Raw genomic sequence first — 26,560 nt, 5'->3', positions numbered from 1 at the left:
GAACCCTCCGGTGCTGAACCCTGTGCCGTCATCAGCCACCCCTGCCATGCTCCCCACATGACCACCGACACTCCCCAGACCCTCCCCGACGGCCGGCCCATCCCCCTCATGACCGGCGACGAACTCCCCATGCTGGAGAGCTGGCTCGAGTTCCACCGGGCCACCTTGGCGCTGAAGTGCGCGGGGCTGGACGACACACAGGTGCGGCTGGCCCCGGCGGAGCCGTCCGCGTTGACGCTGCTCGGGCTCGTACAGCACCTCGCCGAGGTCGAACGGAACTGGTTCCAGCGGGTGATGGGGGGACTCGACGTGCCGCCGGTGTTCGAGGAGAGGACCGGGTACGCCCTCGACGCCGGGCGCGGCATCGAGGAGGCGCTCACGGTGTGGCGGCACGAGATCGCGCGGGGCCGGGAGGTGTGTGCCGGGCGGGCGCTGGACAGCGTGGGGCGGATCGGGGACGGACCGATGGCCGGGGTCGAGGTCAGTCTGCGGTGGGTGCTCATTCACATGATCGAGGAGTACGCGCGGCACAACGGCCATGCCGACATTCTGCGCGAGCGCATCGACGGAGTTACCGGAGCCTGAATTCCACGTAATTCTCGAATTCCTTTCCAAGGCAGCTTCCCATTCTCTTCTGCCCGCTTTCGCCGGACCTAAACGCAAAGATTCCGCGAACGCGAACCGGGGGAATTCGGGCAGATCTCGTGGGGGTTACACGGCTGTGACGCGTTACACATCACGCCCATTTTGTCCGGGATTACCCGGACAGAAGGTGTGATTCGCCCCCGTCTCGCGCCGCCACTCACGCCCGCGTGATAACACACCCGGCCCCCACACGTAACCCCTCAGGGCCATGCAATTTCGAATTTCCCTCGGTAAATTCAATTCGCATGACTGCCGCACAAGCAGACCTGCAAATCGACCGTCCGGCGGTGGCCGACGGGGCCGCGCTGTGGCGCATTGCCAGAGACTCCGAGGCCCTCGACCTGAACTCGTCGTACAGCTATCTGCTGTGGTGCCGCGACTTCGCCGGCACGTCGGCCGTCGCCCGCGACGAGCGCGGGGAGCCGGTCGGCTTCGTCACCGGGTACGTACGGCCGGAGCGTCCGCGCACCCTGCTCGTCTGGCAGGTGGCCGTGGACGGCGCCCAGCGCGGACGCGGGGTCGCCGCCTCGCTGCTCGACGGGCTCGTCGCACGCGTCGGTGCCGAGTACGGCGTCACCGGCGTCGAGACCACCATCACACCCGGCAACACCGCCTCCGAGCGGCTGTTCCGCTCCTTCGCCGAGCGGCACGGTGCCGCCCTGGAGCGCGAGGTGCTGTTCCCCACGAGCGTGTTCCCGGACGGGCCCCACGACCCCGAGGTCCTGTACCGCATCGGTCCCCTCTCCCTGTGACCTCCCCCACTGACTTCCCCGACTCCCCCCACGCAACGAGGAGCGATTCGTCGTGACCATCACCCAGCCCGACCTCAGCGTCTTCGAGACCCTGGAGTCCGAGGTGCGCAGCTACTGCCGCGGCTGGCCCACCGTCTTCGACCGCGCGCGCGGCAGCCGCATGTACGACGAGGACGGCCACGAGTATCTGGACTTCTTCGCCGGCGCCGGTTCGCTCAACTACGGGCACAACAACCCCGTCCTGAAACGGGCGTTGATCGACTACCTGGAGCGGGACGGCGTCACGCACGGGCTCGACATGTCCACCAGCGCCAAGCGTGCGTTCCTGGAGTCCTTCCAGAACATCGTGCTGCGGCCGCGTGACCTGCCGTACAAGGTCATGTTCCCCGGGCCCACGGGTACGAACGCCGTCGAGTCGGCGCTCAAGCTGGCCCGGAAGGTGAAGGGGCGCGAGGCCATCGTCTCGTTCACCAACGCCTTCCACGGGATGTCGCTCGGCTCGCTCGCCGTCACCGGCAACGCCTTCAAGCGGGCCGGCGCCGGGATCCCGCTCGTGCACGGCACGCCCATGCCGTTCGACAACTACTTCGACGGCACGGTCGAGGACTTCCTGTGGTTCGAGCGGCTGCTCGAGGACCAGGGGTCCGGGCTCAACAAGCCCGCCGCCGTGATCGTGGAGACCGTGCAGGGCGAGGGCGGCATCAACGTCGCCCGCCCGGAGTGGCTGCGCGCGCTCGCCGAGCTGTGCGAGCGGCAGGACATGCTGCTCATCGTCGACGACATCCAGATGGGGTGCGGTCGTACCGGTGCCTTCTTCTCCTTCGAGGAGGCGGGCATCACCCCCGACATCGTCACCGTGTCGAAGTCGATCAGCGGCTACGGACTGCCCATGTCGCTGTGCCTGTTCAAGCCCGAGCTGGACATCTGGGAGCCGGGCGAGCACAACGGCACCTTCCGCGGCAACAACCCCGCCTTCGTCACCGCCACCGCCGCCCTGGAGACGTACTGGACGGACGGGTCCGCGATGGAGAAGCAGACGCGCAAGCGCGGCGAGCAGATCGAGCAGGCGCTCATCTCCATCACCGAGGAGAACCTCGCCGACGTGAAGGAGTACCGCGGGCGCGGGCTCGTGTGGGGCCTGGAGTTCCACGACAAGGAGCGCGCCGGACGCGTCGCGCACCGCGCGTTCGAACTCGGGCTGCTCATCGAGACGTCGGGCCCCGAGAGCGAGGTCGTGAAGCTGCTTCCGGCGCTCACGATCACCCCGGAGGAGCTGGACGAGGGACTCAGTGTCCTCGCCCGTTCCGTCCGGGAGACCATCTGAAACACCACCTAGGAGGCATCGCAGCACCGTGATCGTCCGTTCGTTCAAGGACATCGAAGGAACCGACCGCCATGTGAAATCGGCGTCCGGCACCTGGGAGAGCAAGCGCATCGTCCTCGCCAAGGAGAAGGTCGGCTTCTCCCTGCACGAGACGATCCTGTACGCGGGTACGGAGACGTCGATGTGGTACGCGAACCACATCGAGGCCGTCGTCTGCGTCGAGGGCGAGGCCGAGCTGACCGACCACGAGACCGGGCGGACGCACACGATCACGCCCGGAACCATGTACCTCCTGGACGGGCACGAGAGGCACACGCTGCGGATCAAGGAGGACTTCCGCTGCCTCTGTGTCTTCAACCCGCCCGTGACCGGCCGGGAGGACCACGACGAGAACGGCGTGTACCCGCTGCTCACCGAGCCCGAGGAGGTGTGAGAAACCCATGACCACCGCCATGACCGCGAACGTCACCGATCTCTACCCCAGCCGCGGCGCCACCGAGGTGGCGACCCCGCGTCAGGACCCCGTCGTCTGGGGCTCCCCCGACACGCCCGGTCCGATCACGACCACCGACCTGCAGTCCTTCGAGCGCGACGGCTTCCTCGCCATCGACCAGCTCATCACCGAGGACGAGGTCGCGGTCTACGCGCAGGAGCTGGAGCGGCTGGTCACCGACCCGGCGATCCGTGCGGACGAGCGCTCGATCATCGAGCCGAAGTCCAAGGAGATCCGGTCCGTCTTCGAAGTGCACCGGATCAGTGAGGTGTTCGCCGCCCTCGTGCGCGACGAGCGGGTCGTCGGCCGGGCACGGCAGATCCTCGGCTCGGACGTGTACGTCCACCAGTCGCGGATCAACGTCAAGCCGGGCTTCGGGGCCAGCGGCTTCTACTGGCACTCCGACTTCGAGACCTGGCACGCCGAGGACGGTCTGCCGAACATGCGGACCGTGTCGGTCTCGATCGCGCTGACCGAGAACTACGACACCAACGGCGGGCTCATGATCATGCCCGGCTCGCACAGGACCTTCCTCGGCTGTGCGGGGGCCACGCCGAAGGACAACTACAAGAAGTCCCTGCAGATGCAGGACGCGGGCACGCCGTCCGACGAGGCGCTGACCAAGATGGCGTCCGAGTACGGCATCAAGCTCTTCACGGGCAAGGCCGGTTCGGCGACCTGGTTCGACTGCAACTGCATGCACGGCTCCGGGGACAACATCACGCCGTTCCCGCGCAGCAACGTGTTCATCGTGTTCAACAGCGTGGAGAACACGGCCGTCGAGCCCTTCGCGGCTCCGGTACGGCGGCCGGAGTTCATCGGCGCGAGGGACTTCACCCCCGTGAAGTGACCCTCACCGCCATACAGGCGACGCGGCCGCTCCCGTACGTTCCGTACGGCGGCCGCGTCGCCTGTTGCGTTCCTCGGTGTTCCCTTCGGTGTTCAGGGAGACAGGGCGTCCAGCAGCCGGTCGACGTCGTCGGGGGTGTTGTAGAGGTGGAAGGACGCGCGCAGGTTGCCCGCGCGGTCGGAGACCTCGATTCCGGCCGCGCTCAGCTCGGGCTGGCGGTGGCCGAGTCCGGGCACGGACACGATGGCCGAGCCGGGCGCGGGCACCGGTGCGTGGCCGAGGCGGGCGAGGCCGGCCCGGAAGCGGTCGGCGAGGGCGAGGTCGTGGGCGCGTACGGCGTCCACGCCGAGTTCCTCGAGGAGCTCGAGGGAGCGGCGCAGTCCGGTGAAGCTGAACAGGGCCGGGGGCAGGTCGAACCGGCGGGCGGAGTGGGCGAGTTCGGTCACCGGGCCGTAGCAGCTGTCCCAGGGCTTCTCCCCGGCGACCCAGCCGGCCAGCAGCGGCAGCAGTCCGCCGAAGTCCTCCGGCACGACGAGGAAGCCCGCGCCGTGCGGGCCCATCAGCCACTTGTAGCAGACGGTCACGGTGAAGTCGTACGCGTCGGCCTCCATCGGCAGCCAGGCGCCGGCCTGCGAGAAGTCGATGTACGTACGCGCGCCGTGCTCGCGCGCGGCCTCGCGCAGGGCGGGCAGGTCGGCGATCCGGCCGTCGGCGGACTGGGCGGCGCTGACCGCGACGAGCGCGGTGCCGGGCCGCACGGACTCGGCGAGCCGCTCCAGCGGCACGATGCGCACCTTGAGGTCGCCGCGGACGTGGAAGGGGTTCACGACGGAGGTGAAGTCGTCCTCGGCGGTGAGGACTTCGGCGCCCGCGGGCAGCGAGGCGGCGACCAGCCCGGTGTAGGCGGCGACGGACGAACCCGCCGCCACCCGCTGGACGGGGACGCCGGCCAGCCGGGCGAAGGCGGCCCGGGCGGCCTCCACGTCCGCGTGCAGCGGGCCCAGCGGCCTGCCCTCGGCCCGCATGCGCGCCGCCTCGGCGAGGGCGGCCACGGTGCGGGCCGGGAGCAGCCCGGTGCTCGCGGTGTTGAGATAGACGTTCTTCGGGGCGAACTCGGCACGGACGAGGCTCTCGAAGGTCTCCATGGCTCCACTGTGGGCCCTGGAGACCTCTCGGTCCATTGCGATTCTTTACGTGGTTTCGCTAAGCAACGCTTATAGATCCGCTGTGGACCGGCCCCGACCTGCGGACTCGCTCAGTGCTGCGGTACCGCGCACCCGTCCGGACCGCACCCGTCCGCGTCACCCTGGTCGATCAGCGTCAGCGGCGACCGCTCGCCCCACGCCTGGGTCAGCGCCTGCTGGAAGACCTCGGCGGGCTGGGCGCCGGAGACGCCGAACTTGCGGTCGAGCACGAAGAACGGCACCCCGTTGGCACCGAGCTGGGCCGCCTCGCGCTCGTCGGCGCGGACGTCGTCGGCGTAGGCCTCCGGGTCGGCGAGGACCCCCCGGACGTCGTCGGCGTCGAGCCCGGCCGCGACGGCCAGCTCCACCAGCCGCTCGTCGCCCTCGGAGAAGACGGACCGCTCCTCGGCGAAGTTCGCCCGGTAGAGGATCTGGATCAGCTCGTCCTGCTTGCCGTGCGCCTTGGCGAGGTGCAGGAGGCGGTGCATGTCGAAGGTGTTGCCGTGGTCGCGGCCCTGGGTGCGGTAGTCGAGCCCCTCCGCGGCGGCCTGCGCGCCGAGGTTCTCCTCGCCGGCCTGCGCCTGCGCCGCGCTCATGCCGTACTTCCTGGTGAGCATGGTGATCACGGGCTGGACGTCGCCCTTGGCGCGGCCGGGGTCCAGTTCGAACGAGCGGTGCACCACCTCGACCTCGTCGCGGTGCGGGAAGGCCTCCAGCGCCTTCTCGAAGCGGGCCTTGCCCACGTAGCACCAGGGGCAGGCGATGTCGCTCCAGATCTCGACGCGCATGTCTGTGGCTCTCTCCGGCTCGTACGGATGCGGAGACTCTCCCCGCTCCGGTACGTGAACGTTCAAATAGCCGCGTTCATTCCCCGCTCACGGAGAAGCGCAGGAACAGGTGGTGGTCGCCGTCGGCGGGCGGGTTCTCCGGGTCCGGGATCCAGCCCTGGCGGGCGTAGAAGGACTGGGCGCGCCGGTTGTCGACGTGCACGTCGAGGACGGCTGTGCGCTTGCCGTCCGCCCGCCACTGTTCGACGCAGGCGGTGTGCAGGGCCGTACCGACGCCGCCGCGCCAGTGATCGGGGTCGACGTGGAACTGGAAGAGCTTGACCGTGTCCGCGGAGCCGCCCTCCGGGGTGCGGAAGGAGGCCAGGGCGATGATCCGGCCCTGCTCGACCACGCACAGGACGTGTCCGTCGGGCCGCTCGACGGCGCTGCGCCAGGCGCCGTGCCAGTCGGTCCCGTCGTCCGGGACGCCGTCGGGGTAGTACGTGGCCCGGGCCCGTGCGTGCAGCGTGACGATGGACTCCACCTCGGCGGGCACGGCGGTGCGGATGACTCTGCCCGGCTTGACTCGTTCGCTGATCATGCAACGGAGGACGTGACCGCCGGCGCCCCGGTTCCGAGGCGGCTGAACTGCGCACGGTAGGCGCTGGGCGTCAGCCCCGTACGGCGGACCAGATGCCCCCGCAGCGAGTCGGCCGTGCCCAGGCCGCAGGCGCGGGCCACCTGGTCCATGGGGAGGTCGGTGGTCTCCAGCAGCTCCTTGGCGCGCTCGATGCGCTGGTGGAGCAGCCACTGCAGCGGGCTCACCCCGCTCTCGGCGTGGAAGCGGCGGGTGAGGGTGCGGACGCTGACACCGGCGTGGCGGGCCAGGTCGGTGAGGGTGAGCGGCTTGTCGAGGTTACGCATGGCCCAGCCCCGGGTGTCGGCACAGGCGGTGCCGCGCTCGGGCGGCAGCGGGGTCTGCGTGAACTGGGTCTGGCCGCCCGGCCGTACGGGCGCGACGAGGGCACGCCGGGCGACCTCGTTGGCGACGGCGGCGCCGTAGTCGGTGCGGATGATGTGCAGGCACAGGTCGATGCCGGCGGCGTAGCCGGAGGAGGTGACGTACGGCCCGTCCTGCACGTACAGCACATCGCCGCGCAGGTCGACGTGCGGGTAGCGGCGGCGCAGCTCCTCGGCGTGCGCCCAGTACGTCGTGGCCCTGCGCCCGTGCAGCAGCCCCGCCTCGGCGAGCTGGAAGGCGCCCGTGCACAGGGACGCGATCCGCCTGCCGTCGGCGGCCGCCTCCCGCACGGCGGTGACGATCCGCGACTCCGGCTCGAAAGGTTCCCCGGTCCCCGCGACGAGCACGGTGTCCGCCTCCCGTACGGCGTCGAGGCCGCGGCGCACATACAGGTCCAGGCCGCCGGTGGTGGGCACCGGCCCCGGCTCGGCCGCGCAGATGACCACGTCGTAACCGGGCCGCCCGTCCACCTCGACCTTGCCGAACAGCATCTCCGGGATGGCGAGGTTGAACATCGAGACGGGCGAGGGCGCGACGACGGCGATGCGGTGCGGGGCACGCGACTGGGGCATGGCCAGAACCTCCGGGTGCATGGCATTTCGGCCACTACTGTATGACGGCCCGGATCCGCAGCATGGAGGGCATGTCAACGAACCAGACCCTCAAGGGCGACGAACTCGCCCCCTGGAAGGGCGAGTTGGAACCCAAGAGGTCGTCCGCCGCTCTCACTCTCACCGCCGGGCTCCTCGGCTTCGCGCTGGTCTGCCTGGACGCGTCCATCGTGAACGTGGCCCTGCCCGCGATGGGTTCCTCCCTCGGCGGCGGGATGTCCGGCCTCCAGTGGGTGGTCGACGCCTACACCCTGGCCTTCGCCGCGCTGATGCTGTCCACGGGGGCGTTCTCGGACCGGGTGGGGGCGAGCCGGGCGTACGCGCTCGGCGCCGCCGTCTTCACGCTCGCCTCGGCGGCCTGCGGTCTGGCGCCGAACCTGCCGGCGCTGATCGGCGCGCGGGTGGTGCAGGGCGTGGCGGCGGCCGTCGTACTGCCGGCCTCGCTGGCGCTGGTGCGGCAGGCGTACGCCGATCCGGCGCGGCGGGCCCGGGCGGTGGCCCTGTGGGCGGCGGGCGGTTCCGCGGCGGTGGCGCTGGGTCCGGTGGCGGGCGGTGTGCTGACGACGGGCTGGGACTGGCGCGGGATCTTCTTCGTCAACCTTCCCGTCGGCGCACTGATCCTCGTGCTGCTGCTCCGGGCCCCGCGCTCGGCACGCCGCCCGGCGCCGCTCGACGTGCCCGGCCAGGTGACGGCGGTGGTGGCGCTCACGGCGCTGACGTTCGCGGTGATCGAGGGCGGGACGGCGGGGTGGGCGGCGCTGGCGGTGGCCGTGGTGGCCGCCGTCGCGTTCTTCCGGGTCGAGGCACGCGGGCCGCACCCGGTCGTCCCCCTCGGCCTCTTCCGCAACCGGACCGTCGCGGTGGCGGTGGCCGCGGGGGCGGCGGTCAGCGTGGCCTTCTACAGCATGGTGTTCGTCTTCTCGCTCTTCTTCCAGCAGGTGCAGGGCCGTTCCGCACTCCAGGCCGGGCTGATGTTCCTGCCGATGACGGGCCTGATCGCGGTGACGAACGTGGTGGCGGGCAAGCTCGCGGGCCGCTACGGCGCCCAGGTGCCCATGGTGGTGGGGCAGGGCCTGGCCGTCGTAGGACTGCTCGCGATGCTGTACGTCGACTCCGGCACGTCTCCCGCCCTGGTGGCCCTGCTCCTCGTCCCCATGGCGCTGGGCTGCGCACTGACGGTGCCGCCGCTGACCGCGGCGATGCTGGACGCCGTACCCGCCGAGCGGGCGGGGCTGGCGGCCGGTGTCCTCAACTCGGCGCGGCAGATGGCCGGGGCGCTGGGCATCGCCGCCTTCGGAGCGTTGATCTCCGACGGCTTCGTGACGGGGATGCGGCTGAGCCTGGTGATCAGCGCGGGCCTGCTGGCGGTGACGGGCCTGCTCAGCTTCCGTCTCGCAGGTCCTTCGGCCAGTTCGGCCTGAACTCGATGTGTTCGTACGTCACGACACACCCCTCCCCCATCGGCGACTGGGTCATGAAGCCGACCAGGGCGGCGTCGCTCTCCTTCTCGTCGCCGAGGGTGAAGAGGCGGACGAAGGTCCAGTGCCGGCCGTCACGGGAGGCGTGGAAGGCGAAGGCACGGCCGGTGCGGCTGACTCTGAGCCACACCGAACTCCCCTCCACGGTGAAGGAGTTGGCGTCGTCGGAGTGTCCCCGGGTGACCACCGTGCAGACGGTGGGCACATCCGGGGAGTACTCCAGGCAGAGCTTGGCCCAGGCGCGGTCGCCGACATGGACGTAGAGCACTCCGGCGTCGAAGGCGGCGGCGAACCCGACGGTGACGCGGGCGATGAGCTGGAAGTCGCCCTCGGGCGCCCCGAGGAGACGCGGCGCGTCGGAGGCGGGGTCGAGGGCCTCATCGGTGGGCGGCACGAACCGGTCCTGCCGGGGGCCGGCCCATCCGGAGAGGATGCCGTCCTCGTAGGCCCAGTGGCCGTCGGGGCCATAGGTGCGGAGGGGAAAGGGCAGTTCAGGAAGTTCCACGTCCATCCTCGGAGTCTTTCAGTTTCCCCTCCGCCATGGGGTCCTTAATTCGTTCAGCGTTCGAGCCGACCGTTGAAGCGGCGCGGCAGACCCAGCGGGTTGTCGTCGCGCAGCTCCGGCGGCAGCAGCGCCTCGGGGGCGCTCTGGTAGGCGACCGGCCGCATCCAGCGCTCGATCGCCGTACCCCCCACGGACGTCGACGTCGAGGTCGTCGCCGGGTACGGACCGCCGTGATGCTGGGCCGGCGCGACGGCGACACCCGTCGGCCACCCGTTCACCAGCACACGACCGGCGAGCGGCGTCAGCTCCGCGAGGATCTCCGCACCGCGGCCCTGCCCCGCCGCCTCCTCGGCCGACAGGTGGACCGTCGCTGTGAGGTTGCCGGGCAGCCGGGACAGCACGGCCCGCGCCTGCGCGTCGTCGTCGTAGCGGGCGACCACCGTCACCGGGCCGAAGCACTCCTCCAGGAGCAGGTCGTACGCGCCCTCGCTCGCCAGCTTCTCGGCCGCGACCGTCAGGAATCCGGCGCTGACGGTGTGCTCGCCGCCGGCGCCCGGCGTCACCGGGGTCTCCACCTCGGGCAGCTCGGCGCGCTCGGCGACCCCGGCGACGAAGTTGTCCCGCATGCGGTGGTCGAGGAGGACACCGGCGTCGGTGTCGCTGACGGCGTCCGTGAGCGACTTGACCAGGCCGTCACCCGCGGCACCGGACGGCACCAGCACCAGGCCCGGCTTCACGCAGAACTGCCCGACGCCCAGGGTCATCGACCCGGCCAGCCCCGTACCGATGGCCTCGGCCCGCTCGGCCGCCGCGGCCTCGGTGATCACGACGGGGTTCAGGGAGCCCAGCTCGCCGTGGAACGGGATCGGTACCGGCCGCGCGGCCGCCGCGTCGAAGAGGGCGCGGCCGCCCCGGATCGAACCGGTGAAGCCGGCCGCGGTGACCAGCGGGTGCTTGATCAGCTCGATGCCCGCCTCGAAGCCGTGCACGAGGCCGATGACGCCTTCGGGGATGCCGTGCTCGGCGGCGGCCCGCCGCAGGACGGCCGCGACCAGCTCCGACAGCGCCGGGTGGTCGGGGTGGGCCTTGACGACGACCGGGCAGCCCGCGCCCAGCGCGCTCGCGGTGTCACCGCCGGCGACGGAGAAGGCGAAGGGGAAGTTGGAGGCCGAGTAGACGGCGACGACGCCGAGGGGCACCTTGTAGCGGCGCAGGTCCGGGATCGGCGGGGTCGCGGTGTCGTCGGGGTGGTTGATGACGACGTCGAGGAAGGCGCCCTCGTCGACGATGTCCGCGAAGGACCGCAGCTGGTAGCAGGTGCGGGCGAGTTCGCCGGTCAGGCGGACCGGGCCGAGCGCGGTCTCCGCGTCGGCGGCCTCGACGAGCTGGTCCTTGGCCGCCTGGAGCTTGTCGGCGGCGGTGCGCAGGAAGGCCGCGCGGACCGTGCGGTCGGCCAGGGCGCCGCGCGCGTCGTGCGCGGCGCGGACGGCGGCGTCCACCTCCTGGGCTGTGGCCTCCACCGCAACCTGTTCACGCTGCTTCCCGGTTCGGGGGTCGACACTCCAGACTGGTGCTGCTGCCACCGCGGGTCCCTCCACACATGTATTGCCGCAGTACGGGGTCATCCACCAGGGTCGTTCGATATACTGAACGCTGTCTCTGATGATGAATATGCTTCGGAGACTATTTCCCGTCGAACGAAGGGGTCAAGGGCGATGTCGGCTGGCGAGACGGGCGGCGGGGCGCAGGTCAAGTCCGCGGTGCGGACGGTTGAACTGCTCGAATACTTCGCCGGACGCCCCGGCATGCACTCCCTCGCCTCGGTCCAGGAGGCCGTCGGATACCCCAAGTCCAGCCTTTACATGTTGCTGCGCACCCTCGTCGAGCTGGGCTGGGTGGAGACGGACGCGACGGGCACGCGGTACGGCATCGGCGTCCGGGCGCTGCTGGTCGGCACCTCCTACATCGACGGCGACGAGGTGGTCTCGGCGGCCCGTCCGACGCTGGACCGCCTCTCGGACGACACGACCGAGACCATCCACCTGGCCCGCCTGGACGGCACGAACGTCGTCTACCTCGCCACCCGCCAGTCCCAGCACTACCTGCGCCCCTTCACCCGGGTCGGCCGCCGACTCCCGGCCCACTCGACCTCGCTGGGCAAGGCGCTGCTGAGCACCTACACGGACGAACAGGTCCGCAAAATGCTCCCGGAGACGCTCCCCGCGCTGACCGAGAACACCATCACCGACCGCGAGAAGCTCATCGAGGAGCTCCACCAGGTCCGCGAGCAGGGCTTCGCCGTCGACCGCGAGGAGAACACGCTGGGGCTGCGCTGCTTCGGCGTCGCGATCCCGTACCGGACCCCGGCCCGCGACGCGATCAGCTGCTCGGTGCCGGTGGCCCGGCTGACCCCCGCCCACGAGCAGATGGTGAAGGACGCGCTGTTCGACGCCCGGGACAGGCTGACGCTGGCGACCCGTAGGCTCTGAGGCATGCAGATCGCCCTCCGCGAGGTTCACGACAGCGATCTGCCGGTCTTCTACCGGCAGATGAACGACCCGGAAGCCCTGCGCATGGCGGCCTTCACCGCCAAGGACCCGGCCGACTGGGACGCCTTCGCCGCGTTCTGGCAGCGGATAAGGTCCTCGGCCGACGTGGTGCGCACCGTCCTGGCCGACGGTGACGTGGTCGGCAGTACCGCGGTGTACGGCGTGCCGGGTGAGCGCGAGGTGACGTACTGGGTGGACCGGGCGTACTGGGGCCGGGGCGTGGCCACCGCCGCGCTGCGGCACCTGCTGACCGAGGTGCCGGAACGCCCGCTGTACGCCCGGGCGGCGGCGGACAACGAGGGCTCCCTGCGCGTGCTGCGCAAGTGCGGCTTCCGGGTCACGGCACAGGCCCGGGGCTTCGCGAACGCGCGGGGCGAGGAGATCGAGGAACTGGTCCTGGCCCTGGAGGGCTGAGCCCGCTCTCCCCCGTCCGGCGGAGACGGATCGTCGGCGCGCAGGACGTGGCCCCCGCCTGCCGCGCGGGAGCGTGGACGCATGACGCAGTCACTCGCTCCCGCCGCTCCCGTCACCGGTCCGGTACCGCTCAGCCGGTCACGCCGGATCCTGCGCACCGTCGCCGTCGCCTCCTGCGTGCCGTACCTCTCGCTCAAGTTCGCCTGGCTCGCCGGGAGCCGTGTCGGGATCCCCGAGGGCAGCTCGTTGCTGGAGCACCGGGCCACCATGGCCGTCGCCAACGGCGTCACGGTGCTGATGGACGGCGCCGTGATCGTGCTCGCGCTGGTGCTGACCCGGCCCTGGGGGCTGAGGGTGCCGGCGTGGCTGCTGGCGTTCCCGGTGTGGGTCGCCACCGGGCTGCTCACTCCGATCATGACCGGGTTTCCGCTGCAGCTCGTGGTGCGGGCCTTCGGGGGCACCACCACGGGCTCGCGCGCCCGCGAGCCCTTCCTCGACGAGTGGGTGTTCGCGGTCGTGTACAGCGGGTTCATCGTGCAGGGGATCGCGCTGGGGGCCCTGTTCACGCTCTACGCGCGGGACCGGTGGGGGCATCTGTGGCGGGGCCCGGTGTGGGAGTTGCCGGTCGGTGTCACCGGGCCGGCACAGCGGTTCACGGCCGTCGCCGCCGGCGCGCTGGCGCTGTTCCCGCTCACCGTGCACCTGTTGTGGGCGTGCGGTGCGACGGTGGGGTTGAGCGAGGGCCGGGTGGAGGACCGCGCCAGCGACTTCCACGTCCTGGAGAGCCTGGATGTCGTCTTCCTCCTCACCGCCGTCACCGGCGCTTTCCTGCTCGCCTTCCGCCGGGGCCGGGCCCTGCCCGTGAAGCTGCCGCTCGCCCTGGCCTGGGTCGGCTCGGGTGCCGTCACCTGCTGGGGCGGCTGGCTGGCGCTGGCGTCCCTCGGCGGGCCGGACGACATCGCCGACCGGGCCACACCGCTGATGAGCCTGACCTACGCTGGCCAGATGATCGTCGGCATCCTGGTCGCCACCGTCGGCGCCTACTTCCTGACCGAGCGATCCGCCATGAAGCGGCCGGCGTGAGCGGACATCTCCGGCTGCTGTTCGGGCGGCGGGCGCGCCGGCGCTGGATCCATCTGATCCTCGGCGGCGCGCTCGCCATGCCGTACGTCTTCGTCGGCCAGCTCGTCGTCGGGCCCGCCACCGACTCCCGGTACGTCTTCCAGGACCTGCCCCTGCAACTGCTCTCCTTCACCGTCGGGTTGCCCCTCGCAGCCCTCACCGCCGCCCTGTTCCCGCTGACCCGGTCCATGGAGGCGGGTGCCGTGCGGTCGCTGTGCGGTGTCGACGCGGGGCTGCTCGCCCACGGCCCCGCCCGGACGCGGGCGGCGAAGGGGCGTACGGCGGCCTGGTTCACGCTGCATCTCGGGTTCGGCGGGATCATCTCGGGGATGTCGCTGGCGGTGCCGCCGTTCGCCGGCTTCCTCGCCGCACTTCCGCTGATCGTCTGGCTGGGCGGCGCCGAGGCCGTCGAGTTGCCCGAACCCCTCGACCAGCCCTGGGTGTTGGCGCTCGCGCCGGTCGCGGGCGTGGCGACCCTGCTCGCGCTCGCCGCCTGCGCGGCCGTCTCCGGCGCGCTCCTCGCCCGCTGGGCGCCCGCGCTGCTCGGGCCCACCCCCGAGGACCGGCTCGCGGCGGCCGAGGCACACGCCGCCGACCTCGCCGTGCGCAACCGGCTCGCGCGCGAACTGCACGACTCCGTGGGCCACGCCCTCAGCGCCGTCACCCTCCAGGCGAGCGCGGCCCGCCGGCTCCTCGACACCGACCCGGAGTTCGTCCGCGAGGCCCTCGCCGCGATCGAGGACACCACCCGGCGCACGGTCGGCGAACTCGACGCCGTGCTCGGCGTGTTGAGAGACGGCGACGCTCCCGGTACGGCCCCGGCGCCCACCCTCGGCGCCGACCTCGACTGCCTCCTGCGCCGCACGCGCGCGGGCGGCACCCGGGTGACCGCCACGGTCGGCATCGACCCCGAGGCCCTGGCGCCCGTCCTGTCCCGCGAGGCCTACCGCATCGTGCAGGAGGGGCTGAGCAACGCCCTCAGACACGCCGGTGAGCGGGTGACCGTAACCCTGCGGATCGAGGCCGCCGACGGACACCTGGCGATCACCGTGGAGAACCCCCTGGACCGCGCCCCCGCCTGCCGCCCCGGCGGCGGTCACGGCCTGCGCGGCATAGCGGACCGGGCCCGGCTGCTGGGCGGGACTGCGCAGGCCGGCCCCGCACAGGGAAGGTGGCGCCTGCACGTACGACTGCCCCTGAAGGGACCCGCATGACGATCCGGATCGTCCTCGCCGACGACGAACGCATGGTGCGCAGCGCCCTGCGCGCCATCCTCTCCGCCGAGCCGGACATGGAGGTGGTCGGCGAGGCGGCCACCGGGGCCGAGGCCGTGACCGTCGTACGGGACCGGCGTCCCGACGTCGTCCTCATGGACGTCCGGATGCCCGAGATCGACGGCATCCGGGCCACCGAGCAGATCCTCGGCACGCTCGACGACCCGCCCCGCATTGTCGTCGTCACGACCTTCGAGAACGACTCCTACGTCTACGACGCCCTGCGCGCCGGAGCCGCCGGGTTCCTGTTGAAGCGGGCGGAGGCCGACGCGCTCGTCCAGGCCGTACGGCTGGTCTCGCGCACCGACACCCTGCTGTTCCCGTCGGCCGTCCGCAGCCTCGCGGCCGAGCACGCGCGCGCGTACCCCGCGCCGCCGCCCTGGGTGGCGAGGCTCACGGGCCGCGAGAGCGAGGTGCTGCGGCTGATGGCGCAGGGCCTGACCAACGCGGAGATCGCGCGGCGCATGGAGGTCGGGCCGGCCACGGTGAAGTCGCACGTGGCGGCGGTGCTGGCGAAGACCGGCACGCGGGACCGCACACAGGCCGTGATCGCCGCGTACGAGGCGGGCTTCATGAACGCTCGATGAGAAACAAGGCGGAAGGGAACGTTCCGTCGCATCCTGATCGTCTGCTTGAGTGGGATGAACAAGACGATCAGGCGGGCGTCCGTCTTCGCGCTGCTGCTGGTGTTCGCTCTGCTGGTCAGGGCGACCTGGGTGCAGTTCTACGAAGGCCAGGCACTCGCGGACGACAAGGACAACCGGCGGAACACGATCGCGCTGTACAGCGAGCCGCTCGGCAACATCATCGTGGGCGGCGAGGCCATCACCGGCTCGGCGCGGACGAAGAGCGGTGACCTGCTGTACAAGCGGACGTACACCGACGGCGCGCTGTACTCGGCCGTGACCGGCTACAGCTCGCAGGCGTACGGGGCCACGCAGTTGGAGGGCGTCTACCAGGACCTGCTCGACGGCAGCGACAACCGCCTGAAGAGCGTGATGGACACGGTCACCGGAAAGCGGGCCGATCCGGGCAATGTGATCACGACGATCGACCCGGATGTGCAGAAGGCGGCGTACGACGCGCTCGGCGACAACAAGGGCGCCGCCGTCGCGATCGACCCCACCACGGGGAAGATCCTCGCGGTCGTCTCCACGCCGTCGTACGACCCGTCGCGGATCACCACGGGCGACTCGGCCGCCTGGAAGCAGCTGACCAAGGACTCCGACAAGCCGATGACGAACCGCGCGCTGCGCCAGCCGCTGCCGCCGGGTTCGACGTTCAAGCTGGTGGTGGCGGCGGCCGCGCTGGAGGACGGCCTGTACTCGTCGGTGGACGAGAAGACGGACAGTCCGGACCCGTACCCGCTGCCGCAGTCCAGCGACAAGCTGACGAACGAGAACCCGTCCGCCCCGTGCGAGAACGCCTCGATCCGGGTGGCTCTGCAGTACTCGTGCAACAACGTCTTCGGAAGCATGGCCGTCGCCCTGGGCCAGGACAAGGTCCGGGCGATGGCCGAGAAGTTCGGCTTCAACGACGAGGAGCAGGATGTGCCGGTGCGGGCGTACACCAGCGTGTACCCCTCCGACATGGACGAGGCGCAGACCGCCCTGTCCGGCATCGGCCAGTTCGACGTGACCGCGACCCCGCTGCAGATGGCCATGGTGTCGGCTGCCATAGCCAACGACGGCAAGCTGGTCTCGCCGCACATGGTGTCGCAGATCACCGACGGCGGCGACGACGTCCTGGAGAACTACGACGACAACGCCGAGACCAAGGAGATCGTCAGCTCCGACACCGCCGAGCAACTCCAGTCGGCCATGCAGACGGTCGTCGAGAAGGGCACCGGCACGAACGCGCAGATCTCGGGCGCGACGGTGGGCGGCAAGACGGGCACGGCCCAGCACGGCGAGAACAACAGCAAGACGCCGTACGCCTGGTTCACGTCCTACGGGAAGGCCGACGGCAAGGAGGTCGCCGTGGCGGTGGTCGTGGAGCAGTCGAACGCGGCGCGCTCGGAGGTCAGCGGTAACGGGCTGGCCGCCCCCGTGGCCAGGAAGGTGATGGAGGCGGCGCTCAACAACTAGAGCTGCTCAGGGCTACTTGACGCCCAGGACCTGCTCGATCGGGTTGATGGCGAAGTACACGAGGAACAGCACCGAGGTCCCCCACAGCAGCCAGTGGATCTCCTTCGCCTTCCCGAGCACCACCTTGATCACGACGTAGGCGAGGAACCCCGCCCCGATGCCGTTGGTGATCGAGTACGTGAACGGCATCACGGCGATGGTCAGGAACGCCGGGATGGCGATCTCGTACTTGTCCCAGTCGATGTGCTTGACCTGGGTCATCATCAGGAAGCCGACGGCGACGAGGGCGGGGGCCGCCGCCTGGAGCGGGACGATCGTGAGCAGCGGGGTCAGGAAGAGGGCCAGGGCGAACATGCCGCCGGTGATCAGGTTGGAGAAGCCCGTGCGCGCGCCCTCGCCGACGCCCGCCGCCGACTCGATGTAGGAGGTCGCGGAGGACGACGAGGCCGCACCGCCGGCGGCCGCGGCGGCGCCGTCGATCAGCAGCACCCGGCCGAGGTTCGGCACCTTGCCCCGCTCGTCGAGGAGACCGGCCTCCGCGCTGATGCCGACGACCGTGCCCATGGTGTCGAAGAAGTCGGACAGGATCAGCGTGAAGATCAGCAGGACCACGGTGATGACCGTGGTCTCGCCGAACGCGCCGAACAGGCTGAAGTCGCCGATGAGTCCGAAGTCGGGGGTGTCGACCACCTTGTCGGGCCAGGCCGGTGTGGTCAGGCCCCAGGCCTTGATGTCGGCGATCGAGTTGATGACCATCGCGACGACCGTCATGGTGACGATGCTGATCAGGATGGCGCCCTTCACCTTGCGCGCGAGCAGGGCGATCGTCAGCAGAACTCCGAGGCAGAAGACGAGAATCGGCCACCCGGTGAGCTGGCCGGTGCCGCCCAGCTGAACCGGGACGGTGGTGTTCGCGGCGTCCGGGATGCGGCTGACGAACCCGGCGTCGACGAAGCCGATGAAGGCGATGAACAGGCCGATGCCGACGCTGATCGCCTGCTTGAGCGGCTGCGGGATGGCGTGCATGACGGCCTCCCGCAGCCCGGTGACCACGAGCACGCAGATCAGCAGGCCTTCGAGGACGACCAGGCCCATCGCGTCGTCCCAGGACATCAGCGGGGCGATCTGGAAGGCGACGACGGCGTTCAGGCCGAGGCCCGCGGCGAGGGCGAGCGGAAGGTTGCCGCCGACGCCCATGATGATCGTCATGACCGCGGCCACCAGGGCGGTGGCGGTGGTGAGTTGGACGGCATCCAACTGGTGGCCGAACTTGTCCTTCGCGCTGCCGAGGATGATGGGATTCAGGACAAGGATGTAGGCCATCGTGAAGAACGTGGCGAAGCCGCCGCGTATCTCACGGGCGAAGGTGGACCCCCGTTCGGAGATCTTGAAGAACCGGTCGACGCTGTTCACGCCTGGTGGCGGGGCACTTGGCCGGTCGGTCACCTTCTGGGATTCGGACATGGCGGTCGCTCCTTGTTGCCTGACTGATCGGTGTGCGGATGCTGGCTGGATTGTTCCCGCGTTGAACGCGTTTCAGGTTTTCTCCGTGTTACGGAATCAGGGCTGCTCACCGTACGGCCTGCCATACGGCGTTCGAAGCCTCGTACGAACCAAGCGCTCGATCACTGCTACGCTTCCGGATCTCGTCCGGATGATCTCCGGACCATCACATGTCAGACACATGACACGCACAGGTGCAGAAGGGGTCGCCCGTGGGCACAGTCGTCGACGACGCCGCCTCCGTGGAGTTCCACGCCTTCTTCGAACGCCACTACGCCGAACTGTCCCGCCTCGCCCATCTGTTGACGGGTGAGGCGGACGCCGCCGACGATCTGGCGGCGGACGCGCTGCTGGCGCTGTGGCATCGCTGGGACCGGGTACGCGCGGCCGACCATCCGGTGGCCTACGCGCGCGGGGTGGTCGCCAATCTGGCCCGCACGAAAATCCGCAGCGCGGTCCGGGAACGGCGGCGCATCGCCCTGTTCTGGTCGCAGCGCGAGGAGAAGGCGGAGAACCCGGACGTCGCGGGCGTCGTCGATGTCCAGGAGGCGTTGCGTAGACTTCCGTTCCGCAAACGCGCTTGTGTGGTACTGCGGCACGCCTTCGACCTGTCCGAGAAGGACACCGCCCTCACCCTGGGCGTCTCGGTCGGTACGGTGAAGAGCCAGACCTCGAAGGGCATGGCCGAGTTGCAGCGGCTGCTCGGGGCACAAGGAGCTCCGCTCAGGGTGCACGCGGCGATGGTGCACACCGGTGACTCCGGAGGAAGGGACCGATGACGATGCGGCGGGACGTGCACGACGAGCTGCGCGCCCGGCTGCACGAGGCGGCCGAGGCGCACGAGCCCGACCGGGAGCGGATCCTGGCCCGGATCGAGCGCGGCATGAGCGAACAGACCCGCCCCGACCACCGGGCGACCCGTCCGCCGGTCTACGGCTGGTTCCGGGTGGTGACCGCCACGGCGGCGGTCGCCGGTGTCCTCGCGGTCGGCGGGTACGCGGTCGCGTCCGCCGTGAAGGAGGACACCCCGCAGCAGACGGTGGCGACCTCGCCGACGCCCACGCCGTCACCGGACGCGACGAGCCGCGCGCCGGTGCCGCCCGTGAACCCCACGCCGGACACACCGCGGCAGACGCCCGGGCCGAGCAGGTCCCCCTCGCAGCAGCCGCCCGTGACCGCCCCGCCGCCGGCCGCCGAGGGCGAGGAGGACGGCCCGCTGTGGTCGGACGGCTCGGTAGACCCGCACAGCAACGACTTCTGGGCGCAGAGCAATCTCACCCTCAGGACGAGCGAGCAACTCACCGCGCTGACCGTGCGGTTGAAGGTCGCGCAGACCGGCGGGGTCACCTCGACCGGCGCCTGGCGCTCGCTGCCCGAGGACGACTTCACGCTGACGGTCGAGGAGAAGGACGGCTTCCTCGTCTACACCTGGGTGCTCAAGGAGGGCCGTACGGTCCGTGCGGGCGAGTGGGTGTTCGCGGGGCAGTACGACCATGAGCGCGGCGGCCGGGACGCCAAGGACGACAGCTATGCGATGACGGCGACGGCGGGCGGCGAACAGCTGTCCGTCGCGGGCGACTTCGCAGGCCACGACGGCAACGACGCGTCGGACGAAGGGGATTCGTAAAAGAATCCCGCAGATGCGGCAACCCTTCCTTCACCGGGGGCGACCAAGAGTCGCAAAGATCCCCCACGCAAGGAACGGGTCATGACAGCACGAGCCGAACAGCGCGTCAGCCACCGCCGCAAGGTCACCAAGCGACGGGCGGTGATCGCCGGAGCCGCGGCCCTGGGCATCACGGGTGCGGCGATCGTCACGACGACGATGCTGTCCACCGCCGGTGCCGCCGCGGCCTGGCCGACGGCCAAGGGCAAGCAGGCCGTGACCAGCACGATCAAGGTCTCCGGCACCCTCGACGGTGGCTACAAGGAGTACTACGGCAGCGGAGCCCTGGGCGGCAACGGCCAGGAAGAGGGCCAGGACCCGATCTTCCAGCTGGCGGACGGCGCCGTTCTGAAGAACGTGATCCTCGGCAGTCCGGCCGCCGACGGCGTGCACTGCCTGGGCAGCTGCACGCTGCAGAACGTGTGGTGGAACGACGTCGGCGAGGACGCCGCCACCTTCAAGGGCAAGTCGTCCTCGGCCGTGTACACGGTCTACGGCGGCGGCGCGAAGAACGGGTCGGACAAGGTCCTGCAGTTCAACGGCGCGGGCAAGCTGGTCGTCAGCAAGTTCCAGGTAGCCAACTCGGGTAAGTTGGTGCGCAGTTGCGGAAACTGCTCCACGCAGTACAAGCGCACGATCATCATCAACGATGTCGACGTCACCGCGCCCATGAACTCCATCGTCGGCATCAACGCCAACTACGGCGACACGGCCGCCCTGCGCAAGGTCCGTATCCACGGCGACAGCGGCAAGAAGATCAAGACCTGCGTCCGCTTCCAGGGCAACAGCAGCGGCGACGAGCCGAAGGAGATCGGCACCGGCCCGGACGGAACCTCCTGCAAGTTCTCGTCATCTGACATCACGTACCAGTGAGTGAACGTTCAAGCACCTCCCCCGGGATGTCTCCCGGGCCATCCCCCGGAGCACGACCTGTGAGCACGCACAAGAGAAGCCTCACCCGCAGGCGGGTGCTCGGGGCCTCCGCGATCGGCGTCGCCGCCACCGGCGCCGCCGTCGCGGGCGGCACCGGCCTCCTCTCCTCCGCCTCCGCCGCGACCTTCGGCTACAAGGACGACGGCTCCAACTACGTCATCGACACCGGGGCCTCGCTCGTCTTCAAGGTCTCCAAGTCGACCGGCGACCTCACGTCCCTGGCCTACCGGGGCAAGGAGTACGAGGGGTACGGCGGCAAGCACTCGCACGTCGAGTCGGGGCTCGGCGCGTCCACGGTGACGGTCAAGCAGTCGGGCTCGACGATCCTGGTGAAGGCCGTGCACGGGGCGATCACCCAGTGGTACGCGGCGCGCAGCGGCCAGAACAACGTCTACCTGTGGACGAACAAGGCCGACGCCTCCTTCACCGCGACCCGCTACCTCGTCCGCCTCAAGCCCGGGCTCTTCCCCAACGAGGGGCCGGACAGCTGGATCGAGGCCTCCGACAAGGTGATCGAGGCCGGGGACGTCTGGAAGCGCGCGGACGGTACGACCCACTCCAAGCACTACTCGGGCAAGCGCGTCATCGACTACGACTACGTCGGCTTCACCACCGGCTCGGTCGGTCTGTGGCTGGTGCGCTCCAACCACGAGAAGGCGTCGGGCGGACCGTTCTACCGCTCGCTGCTGCGCCACTCGAACGACCTCGGCGCCGGCCTCTACGAGATCCTGCACTACAACCAGGCGCAGACGGAGCCGGAGCGCTTCGGTCTCCAGGGCCCGTACGTGCTGTCCTTCACGGACGGCGGGGCACCGTCGTCGTCCCTGTTCCACGCCAAGCTCGACACCTCCTGGGTGGACGGCCTCGGCATCACCGGCTGGGTCGGCGCGTCCGGTCGCGGCAAGGTGGCGGGCGTGGGCCTGAAAGGCATGGACGCCAAGTACGCGTACACCGTGGGCTTCGCGAACAAGGACGCGCAGTACTGGGCGAGGGCCGCGGCCGGGTCGGGGGCGTTCTCCTGCAAGGGGATGCTGCCGGGGACGTACACGATGACCGTCTACAAGGGCGAACTCGCCGTGCACACCGGCACGGTGAAGGTGACCGCGGGCGCCGCCACGTCGCTGCACAGCATCACCGTCGCCCGTGACCCGTCGTCCGCCAAGGCCATCTGGCGGCTCGGGGACTGGGACGGCACGCCCCGCGGGTTCAAGAACGCCGAGCTGATGACGTACGCGCATCCGTCCGACGGCCGCGCGGCGAAGTGGACGGGGAACGTCACGATCGGCGGTGGCAGCGAGGCCGCGGCCTTCCCGGCGTACATGTGGAAGGACGTCAACGACGGCGTCCTGGTCTACTTCAAGCTGACCAAGGAGCAGGCCGCGGCGGCGCACACGCTGCGGGTCGGGGTGACGGACGCGTTCCTGAACGGCCGGCCGCGCGTCACCGTGAACGACTGGGTCTCGACCGTCCCCACAGCTCCCACACAACCCTCGACGCGTTCCCTCACCACGGGTTCCTACCGAGGGAACAACCACACGTTCGTCTTCAGCGTCCCTAGTAGTGCGTGGCAGACGGACACGACTCAGTACAACGTCCTGAGGATCAACATCGTCAGTGGTTCGAGCGGCTCGGCCCACCTCAGCCCGGGCACCTCGTTCGACTGTCTGGACCTGCTGACCTGAGCCCCCCTCGGTCAGCAGAACAGAACGCCCCGCCGGTGACGACCGGCGGGGCGTTCTCCTCTGCGCCGAAGGCTAGTTCATGGTCGAGCCGATGGTCGTGGAGCCCGTCGTGAGGAAGGTGGTCGCGGGCAGCGAGCCACTCGACCCACGGGCGCCGTACGCCGTGGTGGCGTCCTTGGACTTGAAGGCCGGGGTCGCCACCCCGCTGTCCCAGTTGTTCGCCGCGCTGACGGTCGACGACCCCAGCTTGGACGGTCCGGCCTTGTTGCTCACGGCGAGATTGCGGGCGAGGCGCGCCTTGCCGGTGGCGAAGTAGAAGCCGGACTCGGTGTTGGCGTAGGCGGTGTTGCGGTTGAGGGCGATCGCCCCGGTGTTGGAGTTCTCCGTGAAGCCGTGCAGCGTGTTGTCCCAGGCCGCGTTGTTGTTGACGACGTGCGCGACGGAGGCCCCTCCGCCGCCCAGCTTGAAGCCGTTGCCGTTGCCCTCGAAGGCGGAGTCGCCCCAGCGGTTCTTGCCGTTGCCGAAGGCCCAGGTGTGCTCGATGGTGACCGGCGAGGAGAACTGCCAGAGGTCGAGACCGTCATCGGAGTTGTTGTAGAGGCGCGCGCCGGTGAGCTTGTTGCCGGTTCCGGAGCCGAACTTGATGGCGATCCCGTCGGCGTTCTGGCCGTGCCCGGACGGGTCGTAGTTGCCGTAACTGTCCAGGTTCTGCACGAGGTTGTTCGTCGTACCGTCGCCGCGCAGGGTGAACCCGGAGTCGCCGTTGTTCGCGGTGACGAGGTTCTTGAAGACGCCGCCCACCGACGAGGTGGCGACGAAGCCCTGGGCCGGGGCGTTGACGAAGGTGAGGTTCTGGACGGTCCAGTAGTCGCCGTAGATTCCGGCCAGCCAGGAGCCGGCGGGCAGCTTCGAACCGTCGATCCTCACCTTCTCGCTGCCGTACGCCTGCAGCGTGATCCGGGCCGAACCGGTGCCGTTCGCCGTGGACTTGAGGGTGGCGGTCGGCTGGTAGGTGCCGCCGCGGACCTGGATGGTCGTACCGGCGGCGGCGTTCTTGACGGCCGACTCCAGCTGAGCGGTGGTGGACACGGTGACCGTCGTCGCGGCGGCCTCGGCACCGCCGTCGGAAAGGCCGACGTAGACGCCGCCCGCCCCCGAGGCGACGGCGATCGCCGCGGCGATGGACAGGGTGCGGGTCCTGCGGTGGCGGCCGGTGCTCAAACGCACGGAGCGTTCCTTTCCTGGGGAATGGGGGCGAAGCGGGCCGGAGGGGCCGCCCCGGCCCGCTTCTGACATCTGGTCGCCGCCGTGACCGGGAAGGTTGCCGCGCCCGTCGAAAGCGAGCGAAAGTTTCGGTCCCCGTCCGTCACCTGCGCACCGATTGACGCCCTGTCCCCCACCGATGACACTCCGAGTCAGCCGAACAAACAGAACCCCCCACCCGAACCCCCAGACTCACACAGGATGTGTCATGCGCCCCCGCACCGCCCGCACGCTCCTGACCCCCCTGATACCCCTCCTGGCTCTCCTGCTCGGCCTGCTGGCCGCACCCCCCAGTACCGCGAACTCCGGAGCACAACCCGTGACACAGCCCGCCGGCCAGCCCAAGTACGCCGGCTATCTCTTCGCCTACTTCACCGGCGAGGGCACCGCCGACGGCGAGCAGATCCGCTACGCCCTCAGCCGCGGCAATGACGCCCTGCACTGGCGCGAGCTCAACGCCGGCAAGCCGGTCCTCACCTCCACGATCGGTGAGAAGGGCCTGCGCGACCCGTTCGTGATCCGCTCCCCCGAGGGCGACAAGTTCTACATGATCGCGACCGACCTGCGGATGTACCAGAACAGCAGCGGCAGTTGGGACCAGGTCCAGCGGCACGGCAGCAAGTCGATCATGGTCTGGGAGTCCACCGACCTGGTCCACTGGACCGACCAGCGCCTGGTGAAGGTCTCCCCCGACAACGCGGGCAACACCTGGGCGCCGGAGGCGTACTGGGACGACAGCCTGGGTGAGTTCGTCGTCTTCTGGGCGTCGAAGCTGTACGCCGACGACGACCCCGACCACACCGGGTCGACGTACAACAAGATGCTGTACGCGACCACGAAGGACTTCCGCACCTTCAGCGCGCCGAAGGTCTGGGACGACCCCGGCTACTCGGTCATCGACTCGACCGTGGTCAAGCACGAGGACACCTACTACCGCTACACCAAGGACGAGCGGGACCCCAGCTCCTCCAGCCCCTGCTCGAAGTTCATCACCGCGGAGAAGTCGACGAGCCTGACCGACACGTCGTACGACTTCGTGGCCGACTGCATCGGCAGCGGCGCGATGGACCGGGGCGAGGGTCCGACGGTGTTCAAGTCGAACACCGAGGAGAAGTGGTACCTGTTCATCGACGAGTACGGCGGCCGCGGCTACGTCCCCTTCGAGACGACCGACCTCGACTCGGGCAAGTGGACCCCGTCCACCGACTACCAGCTGCCCGCCAGCCCCCGGCACGGCACGGTGATTCCGGTGACGCGGGCGGAGTACGACCGGCTGCTGGCCGCGTACCCCGCGAGCCCGGCCTCGGTCGTGGACGCGACGGCGAAGGACCAGAAGGGCTACGCGATCGTCACGGAGAGCTCCTCCAAGGTCGTGCTCCCGATGCAGCCGGACGCCGACCTCGGACGCCTCGCCCCGAAGCTGTGGGTCGGTGAGGGCGCGACGGTCAGCCCGCGCTCCGGCACCCGGCGCGACTTCCGCAAGCCCCAGACGTACACGGTGACCGCGGCCGACGGCACGAAGCGCACCTGGACGGTCGAGGCGGTACGGACCGGCAGTCCCGTCCTGCCGGGCCTCAACGCCGACCCGGACGTGCACTACCTGAACGGCGAGTACTGGATCTACCCGACGACGGACGGCTTCCAGGGCTGGAGCGGGACGAGGTTCAAGGCGTACTCGTCCAAGGACCTGGTCCACTGGAAGGACCACGGCGTGATCCTGGACCTGGGGCCGGACGTGAGCTGGGCCGACAAGTACGCCTGGGCACCGGCGATCGCCGAGCGCGACGGCAAGTACTACTTCTACTTCTGCGCCGAGCAGCAGATCGGCGTGGCGGTGGCCGACTCCCCTGCCGGCCCGTTCAAGGACGCGCTGGGCAAGCCGCTGGTCGCCAAGGGCGGTTCGCTCAAGGGCCAGATGATCGACCCGGCCGTCTTCACGGACGACGACGGAACGTCGTATCTCTACTGGGGCAACGGGCACGGGTATGTGGTCCCGCTGAACGACGACATGGTGTCGTACGACGCGGCGAAGGTGCAGGACATCACGCCCGACAACTTCCGCGAGGGCTCCTTCGTGATCAAGCGGAAGGGCACCTACTACTTCATGTGGTCCGAGGACGACACCCGCAGCGAGAACTACCACGTCGCCTATGCGACGGGACCGTCCCCGCTCGGCCCGTGGACCAAGAAGGGGACGATCCTGTCCAAGCGCCCCGAGTACGGGATCCTCGGCACGGGCCACCACTCCGTGGTGAACACCCCCGGCACCGACGACTGGTACGCCGTCTACCACCGCTTCGCCCTGAACGGCCCCGGGAGGCCGGGCGGTGACGGCATGCACCGGGAGACGACCGTCGACCGCCTGGAGTTCGCGGCCGACGGCACGATCAAGCCGGTGGTGCCGACGCTGGAGGGCATCAGGCCCGTGCGGCGCTAG

25 protein-coding genes are annotated in these 26,560 nt (G+C 70.1%); 17 read left to right on the top strand and 8 right to left on the bottom strand.

The annotated features are described in order from the left end of the window. Positions 1-57: 57 nt before the first annotated feature. The 5 genes from ACIREI_RS42715 to thpD all read left to right on the top strand — a co-directional run bounded on the left by ACIREI_RS42715 (position 58) and on the right by thpD (position 4,064). Positions 58-585: a DinB family protein gene (locus ACIREI_RS42715; RefSeq protein ID WP_403345332.1), complete on the top strand. Its 528-nt coding sequence runs from the start codon at positions 58-60 to the stop codon at positions 583-585. Positions 586-890: 305 nt separating this feature from the next. After that, entirely contained in the window at positions 891-1,397 is a 507-nt protein-coding gene (ectA, locus tag ACIREI_RS42710) for a diaminobutyrate acetyltransferase (protein WP_403345330.1), read from the top strand. A 52-nt stretch (positions 1,398-1,449) separates the two neighbouring features. Beyond that, positions 1,450-2,721 (top strand): diaminobutyrate--2-oxoglutarate transaminase, encoded by a 1,272-nt coding sequence (ectB, locus tag ACIREI_RS42705; protein ID WP_403345329.1) that lies wholly within the window; start codon positions 1,450-1,452, stop codon positions 2,719-2,721. A 28-nt stretch (positions 2,722-2,749) separates the two neighbouring features. Further along, a complete protein-coding gene (locus tag ACIREI_RS42700; RefSeq protein ID WP_128436646.1) occupies positions 2,750-3,154 on the top strand; it encodes an ectoine synthase in 405 nt (134 codons plus the stop codon). Between the two features lie 7 nt (positions 3,155-3,161). Continuing rightward, the gene (gene thpD / locus ACIREI_RS42695; protein WP_403345328.1) at positions 3,162-4,064 is read left to right on the top strand and encodes an ectoine hydroxylase; all 903 of its coding nucleotides are present in this window, start codon (positions 3,162-3,164) and stop codon (positions 4,062-4,064) included. A 92-nt stretch (positions 4,065-4,156) separates the two neighbouring features. Here thpD and ACIREI_RS42690 read toward each other — a convergent pair whose 3' ends face one another. The 4 genes from ACIREI_RS42690 to ACIREI_RS42675 all read right to left on the bottom strand — a co-directional run bounded on the left by ACIREI_RS42690 (position 4,157) and on the right by ACIREI_RS42675 (position 7,608). Continuing rightward, positions 4,157-5,209, bottom strand: a complete 1,053-nt coding sequence (locus ACIREI_RS42690; RefSeq protein WP_403345327.1) for an aminotransferase class V-fold PLP-dependent enzyme — start codon at positions 5,207-5,209, stop codon at positions 4,157-4,159. 110 nt (positions 5,210-5,319) lie between these two features. Continuing rightward, positions 5,320-6,036 (bottom strand): DsbA family oxidoreductase, encoded by a 717-nt coding sequence (locus tag ACIREI_RS42685; protein ID WP_403345325.1) that lies wholly within the window; start codon positions 6,034-6,036, stop codon positions 5,320-5,322. A 76-nt stretch (positions 6,037-6,112) separates the two neighbouring features. After that, the gene (locus tag ACIREI_RS42680; protein ID WP_403345323.1) at positions 6,113-6,616 is read right to left on the bottom strand and encodes a GNAT family N-acetyltransferase; all 504 of its coding nucleotides are present in this window, start codon (positions 6,614-6,616) and stop codon (positions 6,113-6,115) included. After that, positions 6,613-7,608: a GlxA family transcriptional regulator gene (locus ACIREI_RS42675; protein WP_403345321.1), complete on the bottom strand. Its 996-nt coding sequence runs from the start codon at positions 7,606-7,608 to the stop codon at positions 6,613-6,615. The genes ACIREI_RS42680 and ACIREI_RS42675 overlap by 4 nt, the downstream gene beginning before the upstream one ends. A gap of 71 nt (positions 7,609-7,679) precedes the next feature. Between ACIREI_RS42675 and ACIREI_RS42670 the strand changes: the two genes are divergently transcribed. Further along, positions 7,680-9,068, top strand: a complete 1,389-nt coding sequence (locus ACIREI_RS42670; protein WP_403345319.1) for an MFS transporter — start codon at positions 7,680-7,682, stop codon at positions 9,066-9,068. Here ACIREI_RS42670 and ACIREI_RS42665 read toward each other — a convergent pair. Together ACIREI_RS42665 and ACIREI_RS42660 are read right to left on the bottom strand one after the other, a co-directional pair. Continuing rightward, positions 9,028-9,636 (bottom strand): DUF1349 domain-containing protein, encoded by a 609-nt coding sequence (locus tag ACIREI_RS42665; protein WP_403345317.1) that lies wholly within the window; start codon positions 9,634-9,636, stop codon positions 9,028-9,030. The two genes, ACIREI_RS42670 and ACIREI_RS42665, sit on opposite strands and share 41 nt — an antisense overlap. 47 nt (positions 9,637-9,683) lie before the next feature. Then, positions 9,684-11,213, bottom strand: a complete 1,530-nt coding sequence (locus ACIREI_RS42660; RefSeq protein ID WP_403345316.1) for an aldehyde dehydrogenase (NADP(+)) — start codon at positions 11,211-11,213, stop codon at positions 9,684-9,686. A 132-nt stretch (positions 11,214-11,345) separates the two neighbouring features. On the opposite strand from ACIREI_RS42660, the gene ACIREI_RS42655 reads away from it, so the two are divergent. The 6 genes from ACIREI_RS42655 to ACIREI_RS42630 all read left to right on the top strand — a co-directional run bounded on the left by ACIREI_RS42655 (position 11,346) and on the right by ACIREI_RS42630 (position 17,076). Then, complete coding sequence (locus ACIREI_RS42655; RefSeq protein WP_403345314.1) at positions 11,346-12,119, top strand: IclR family transcriptional regulator; 774 nt, start codon at positions 11,346-11,348, stop codon at positions 12,117-12,119. A 3-nt stretch (positions 12,120-12,122) separates the two neighbouring features. Beyond that, positions 12,123-12,593 carry a GNAT family N-acetyltransferase gene (locus ACIREI_RS42650; protein ID WP_403345312.1) on the top strand — a complete coding sequence of 157 codons (471 nt, stop codon included), beginning with the start codon at positions 12,123-12,125 and terminating at the stop codon, positions 12,591-12,593. An 81-nt stretch (positions 12,594-12,674) separates the two neighbouring features. Further along, complete coding sequence (locus ACIREI_RS42645; RefSeq protein ID WP_403345310.1) at positions 12,675-13,676, top strand: hypothetical protein; 1,002 nt, start codon at positions 12,675-12,677, stop codon at positions 13,674-13,676. After that, entirely contained in the window at positions 13,673-14,929 is a 1,257-nt protein-coding gene (locus ACIREI_RS42640; RefSeq protein WP_403345308.1) for a sensor histidine kinase, read from the top strand. The genes ACIREI_RS42645 and ACIREI_RS42640 overlap by 4 nt, the downstream gene beginning before the upstream one ends. Continuing rightward, positions 14,926-15,576 (top strand): response regulator, encoded by a 651-nt coding sequence (locus ACIREI_RS42635; protein ID WP_403345306.1) that lies wholly within the window; start codon positions 14,926-14,928, stop codon positions 15,574-15,576. Before ACIREI_RS42640 ends, ACIREI_RS42635 begins: the two co-directional genes overlap by 4 nt. A gap of 54 nt (positions 15,577-15,630) precedes the next feature. Next, positions 15,631-17,076: a penicillin-binding transpeptidase domain-containing protein gene (locus tag ACIREI_RS42630; protein WP_403345304.1), complete on the top strand. Its 1,446-nt coding sequence runs from the start codon at positions 15,631-15,633 to the stop codon at positions 17,074-17,076. A gap of 12 nt (positions 17,077-17,088) precedes the next feature. On the opposite strand, the gene ACIREI_RS42625 is transcribed toward ACIREI_RS42630, so the two are convergent. After that, entirely contained in the window at positions 17,089-18,540 is a 1,452-nt protein-coding gene (locus ACIREI_RS42625; protein ID WP_403345303.1) for an NCS2 family permease, read from the bottom strand. 251 nt (positions 18,541-18,791) lie between these two features. Here ACIREI_RS42625 and ACIREI_RS42620 point away from each other — a divergent pair, with 251 nt between their 5' ends. The 4 genes from ACIREI_RS42620 to ACIREI_RS42605 all read left to right on the top strand — a co-directional run bounded on the left by ACIREI_RS42620 (position 18,792) and on the right by ACIREI_RS42605 (position 22,860). Further along, positions 18,792-19,358, top strand: coding sequence for a SigE family RNA polymerase sigma factor (locus ACIREI_RS42620; RefSeq protein WP_403345301.1), 567 nt, complete (start codon positions 18,792-18,794; stop codon positions 19,356-19,358). Then, positions 19,355-20,206 (top strand): hypothetical protein, encoded by an 852-nt coding sequence (locus ACIREI_RS42615; protein ID WP_403345300.1) that lies wholly within the window; start codon positions 19,355-19,357, stop codon positions 20,204-20,206. The genes ACIREI_RS42620 and ACIREI_RS42615 overlap by 4 nt, the downstream gene beginning before the upstream one ends. Before the next feature lie 81 nt (positions 20,207-20,287). Continuing rightward, positions 20,288-21,118 carry a pectate lyase gene (locus tag ACIREI_RS42610; protein ID WP_403345298.1) on the top strand — a complete coding sequence of 277 codons (831 nt, stop codon included), beginning with the start codon at positions 20,288-20,290 and terminating at the stop codon, positions 21,116-21,118. A 59-nt stretch (positions 21,119-21,177) separates the two neighbouring features. Continuing rightward, a complete protein-coding gene (locus tag ACIREI_RS42605; protein WP_403345296.1) occupies positions 21,178-22,860 on the top strand; it encodes a rhamnogalacturonan lyase B N-terminal domain-containing protein in 1,683 nt (560 codons plus the stop codon). A 72-nt stretch (positions 22,861-22,932) separates the two neighbouring features. Here the strand turns inward: ACIREI_RS42605 and ACIREI_RS42600 are convergent, their stop codons facing one another. Continuing rightward, positions 22,933-24,087, bottom strand: a complete 1,155-nt coding sequence (locus tag ACIREI_RS42600) for a right-handed parallel beta-helix repeat-containing protein (protein WP_403345294.1) — start codon at positions 24,085-24,087, stop codon at positions 22,933-22,935. Positions 24,088-24,331: 244 nt separating this feature from the next. Here ACIREI_RS42600 and ACIREI_RS42595 point away from each other — a divergent pair, with 244 nt between their 5' ends. Continuing rightward, on the top strand, positions 24,332-26,560 hold the full coding sequence (locus ACIREI_RS42595; RefSeq protein WP_403345292.1) for a family 43 glycosylhydrolase: 2,229 nt from the start codon (positions 24,332-24,334) through the stop codon (positions 26,558-26,560).

It is taken from the genome of Streptomyces sp. NPDC093591, assembly GCF_044764885.1.
Lineage (GTDB): Bacteria > Actinomycetota > Actinomycetes > Streptomycetales > Streptomycetaceae > Streptomyces.
This window is presented reverse-complemented; position numbering and strand designations above follow the sequence as displayed.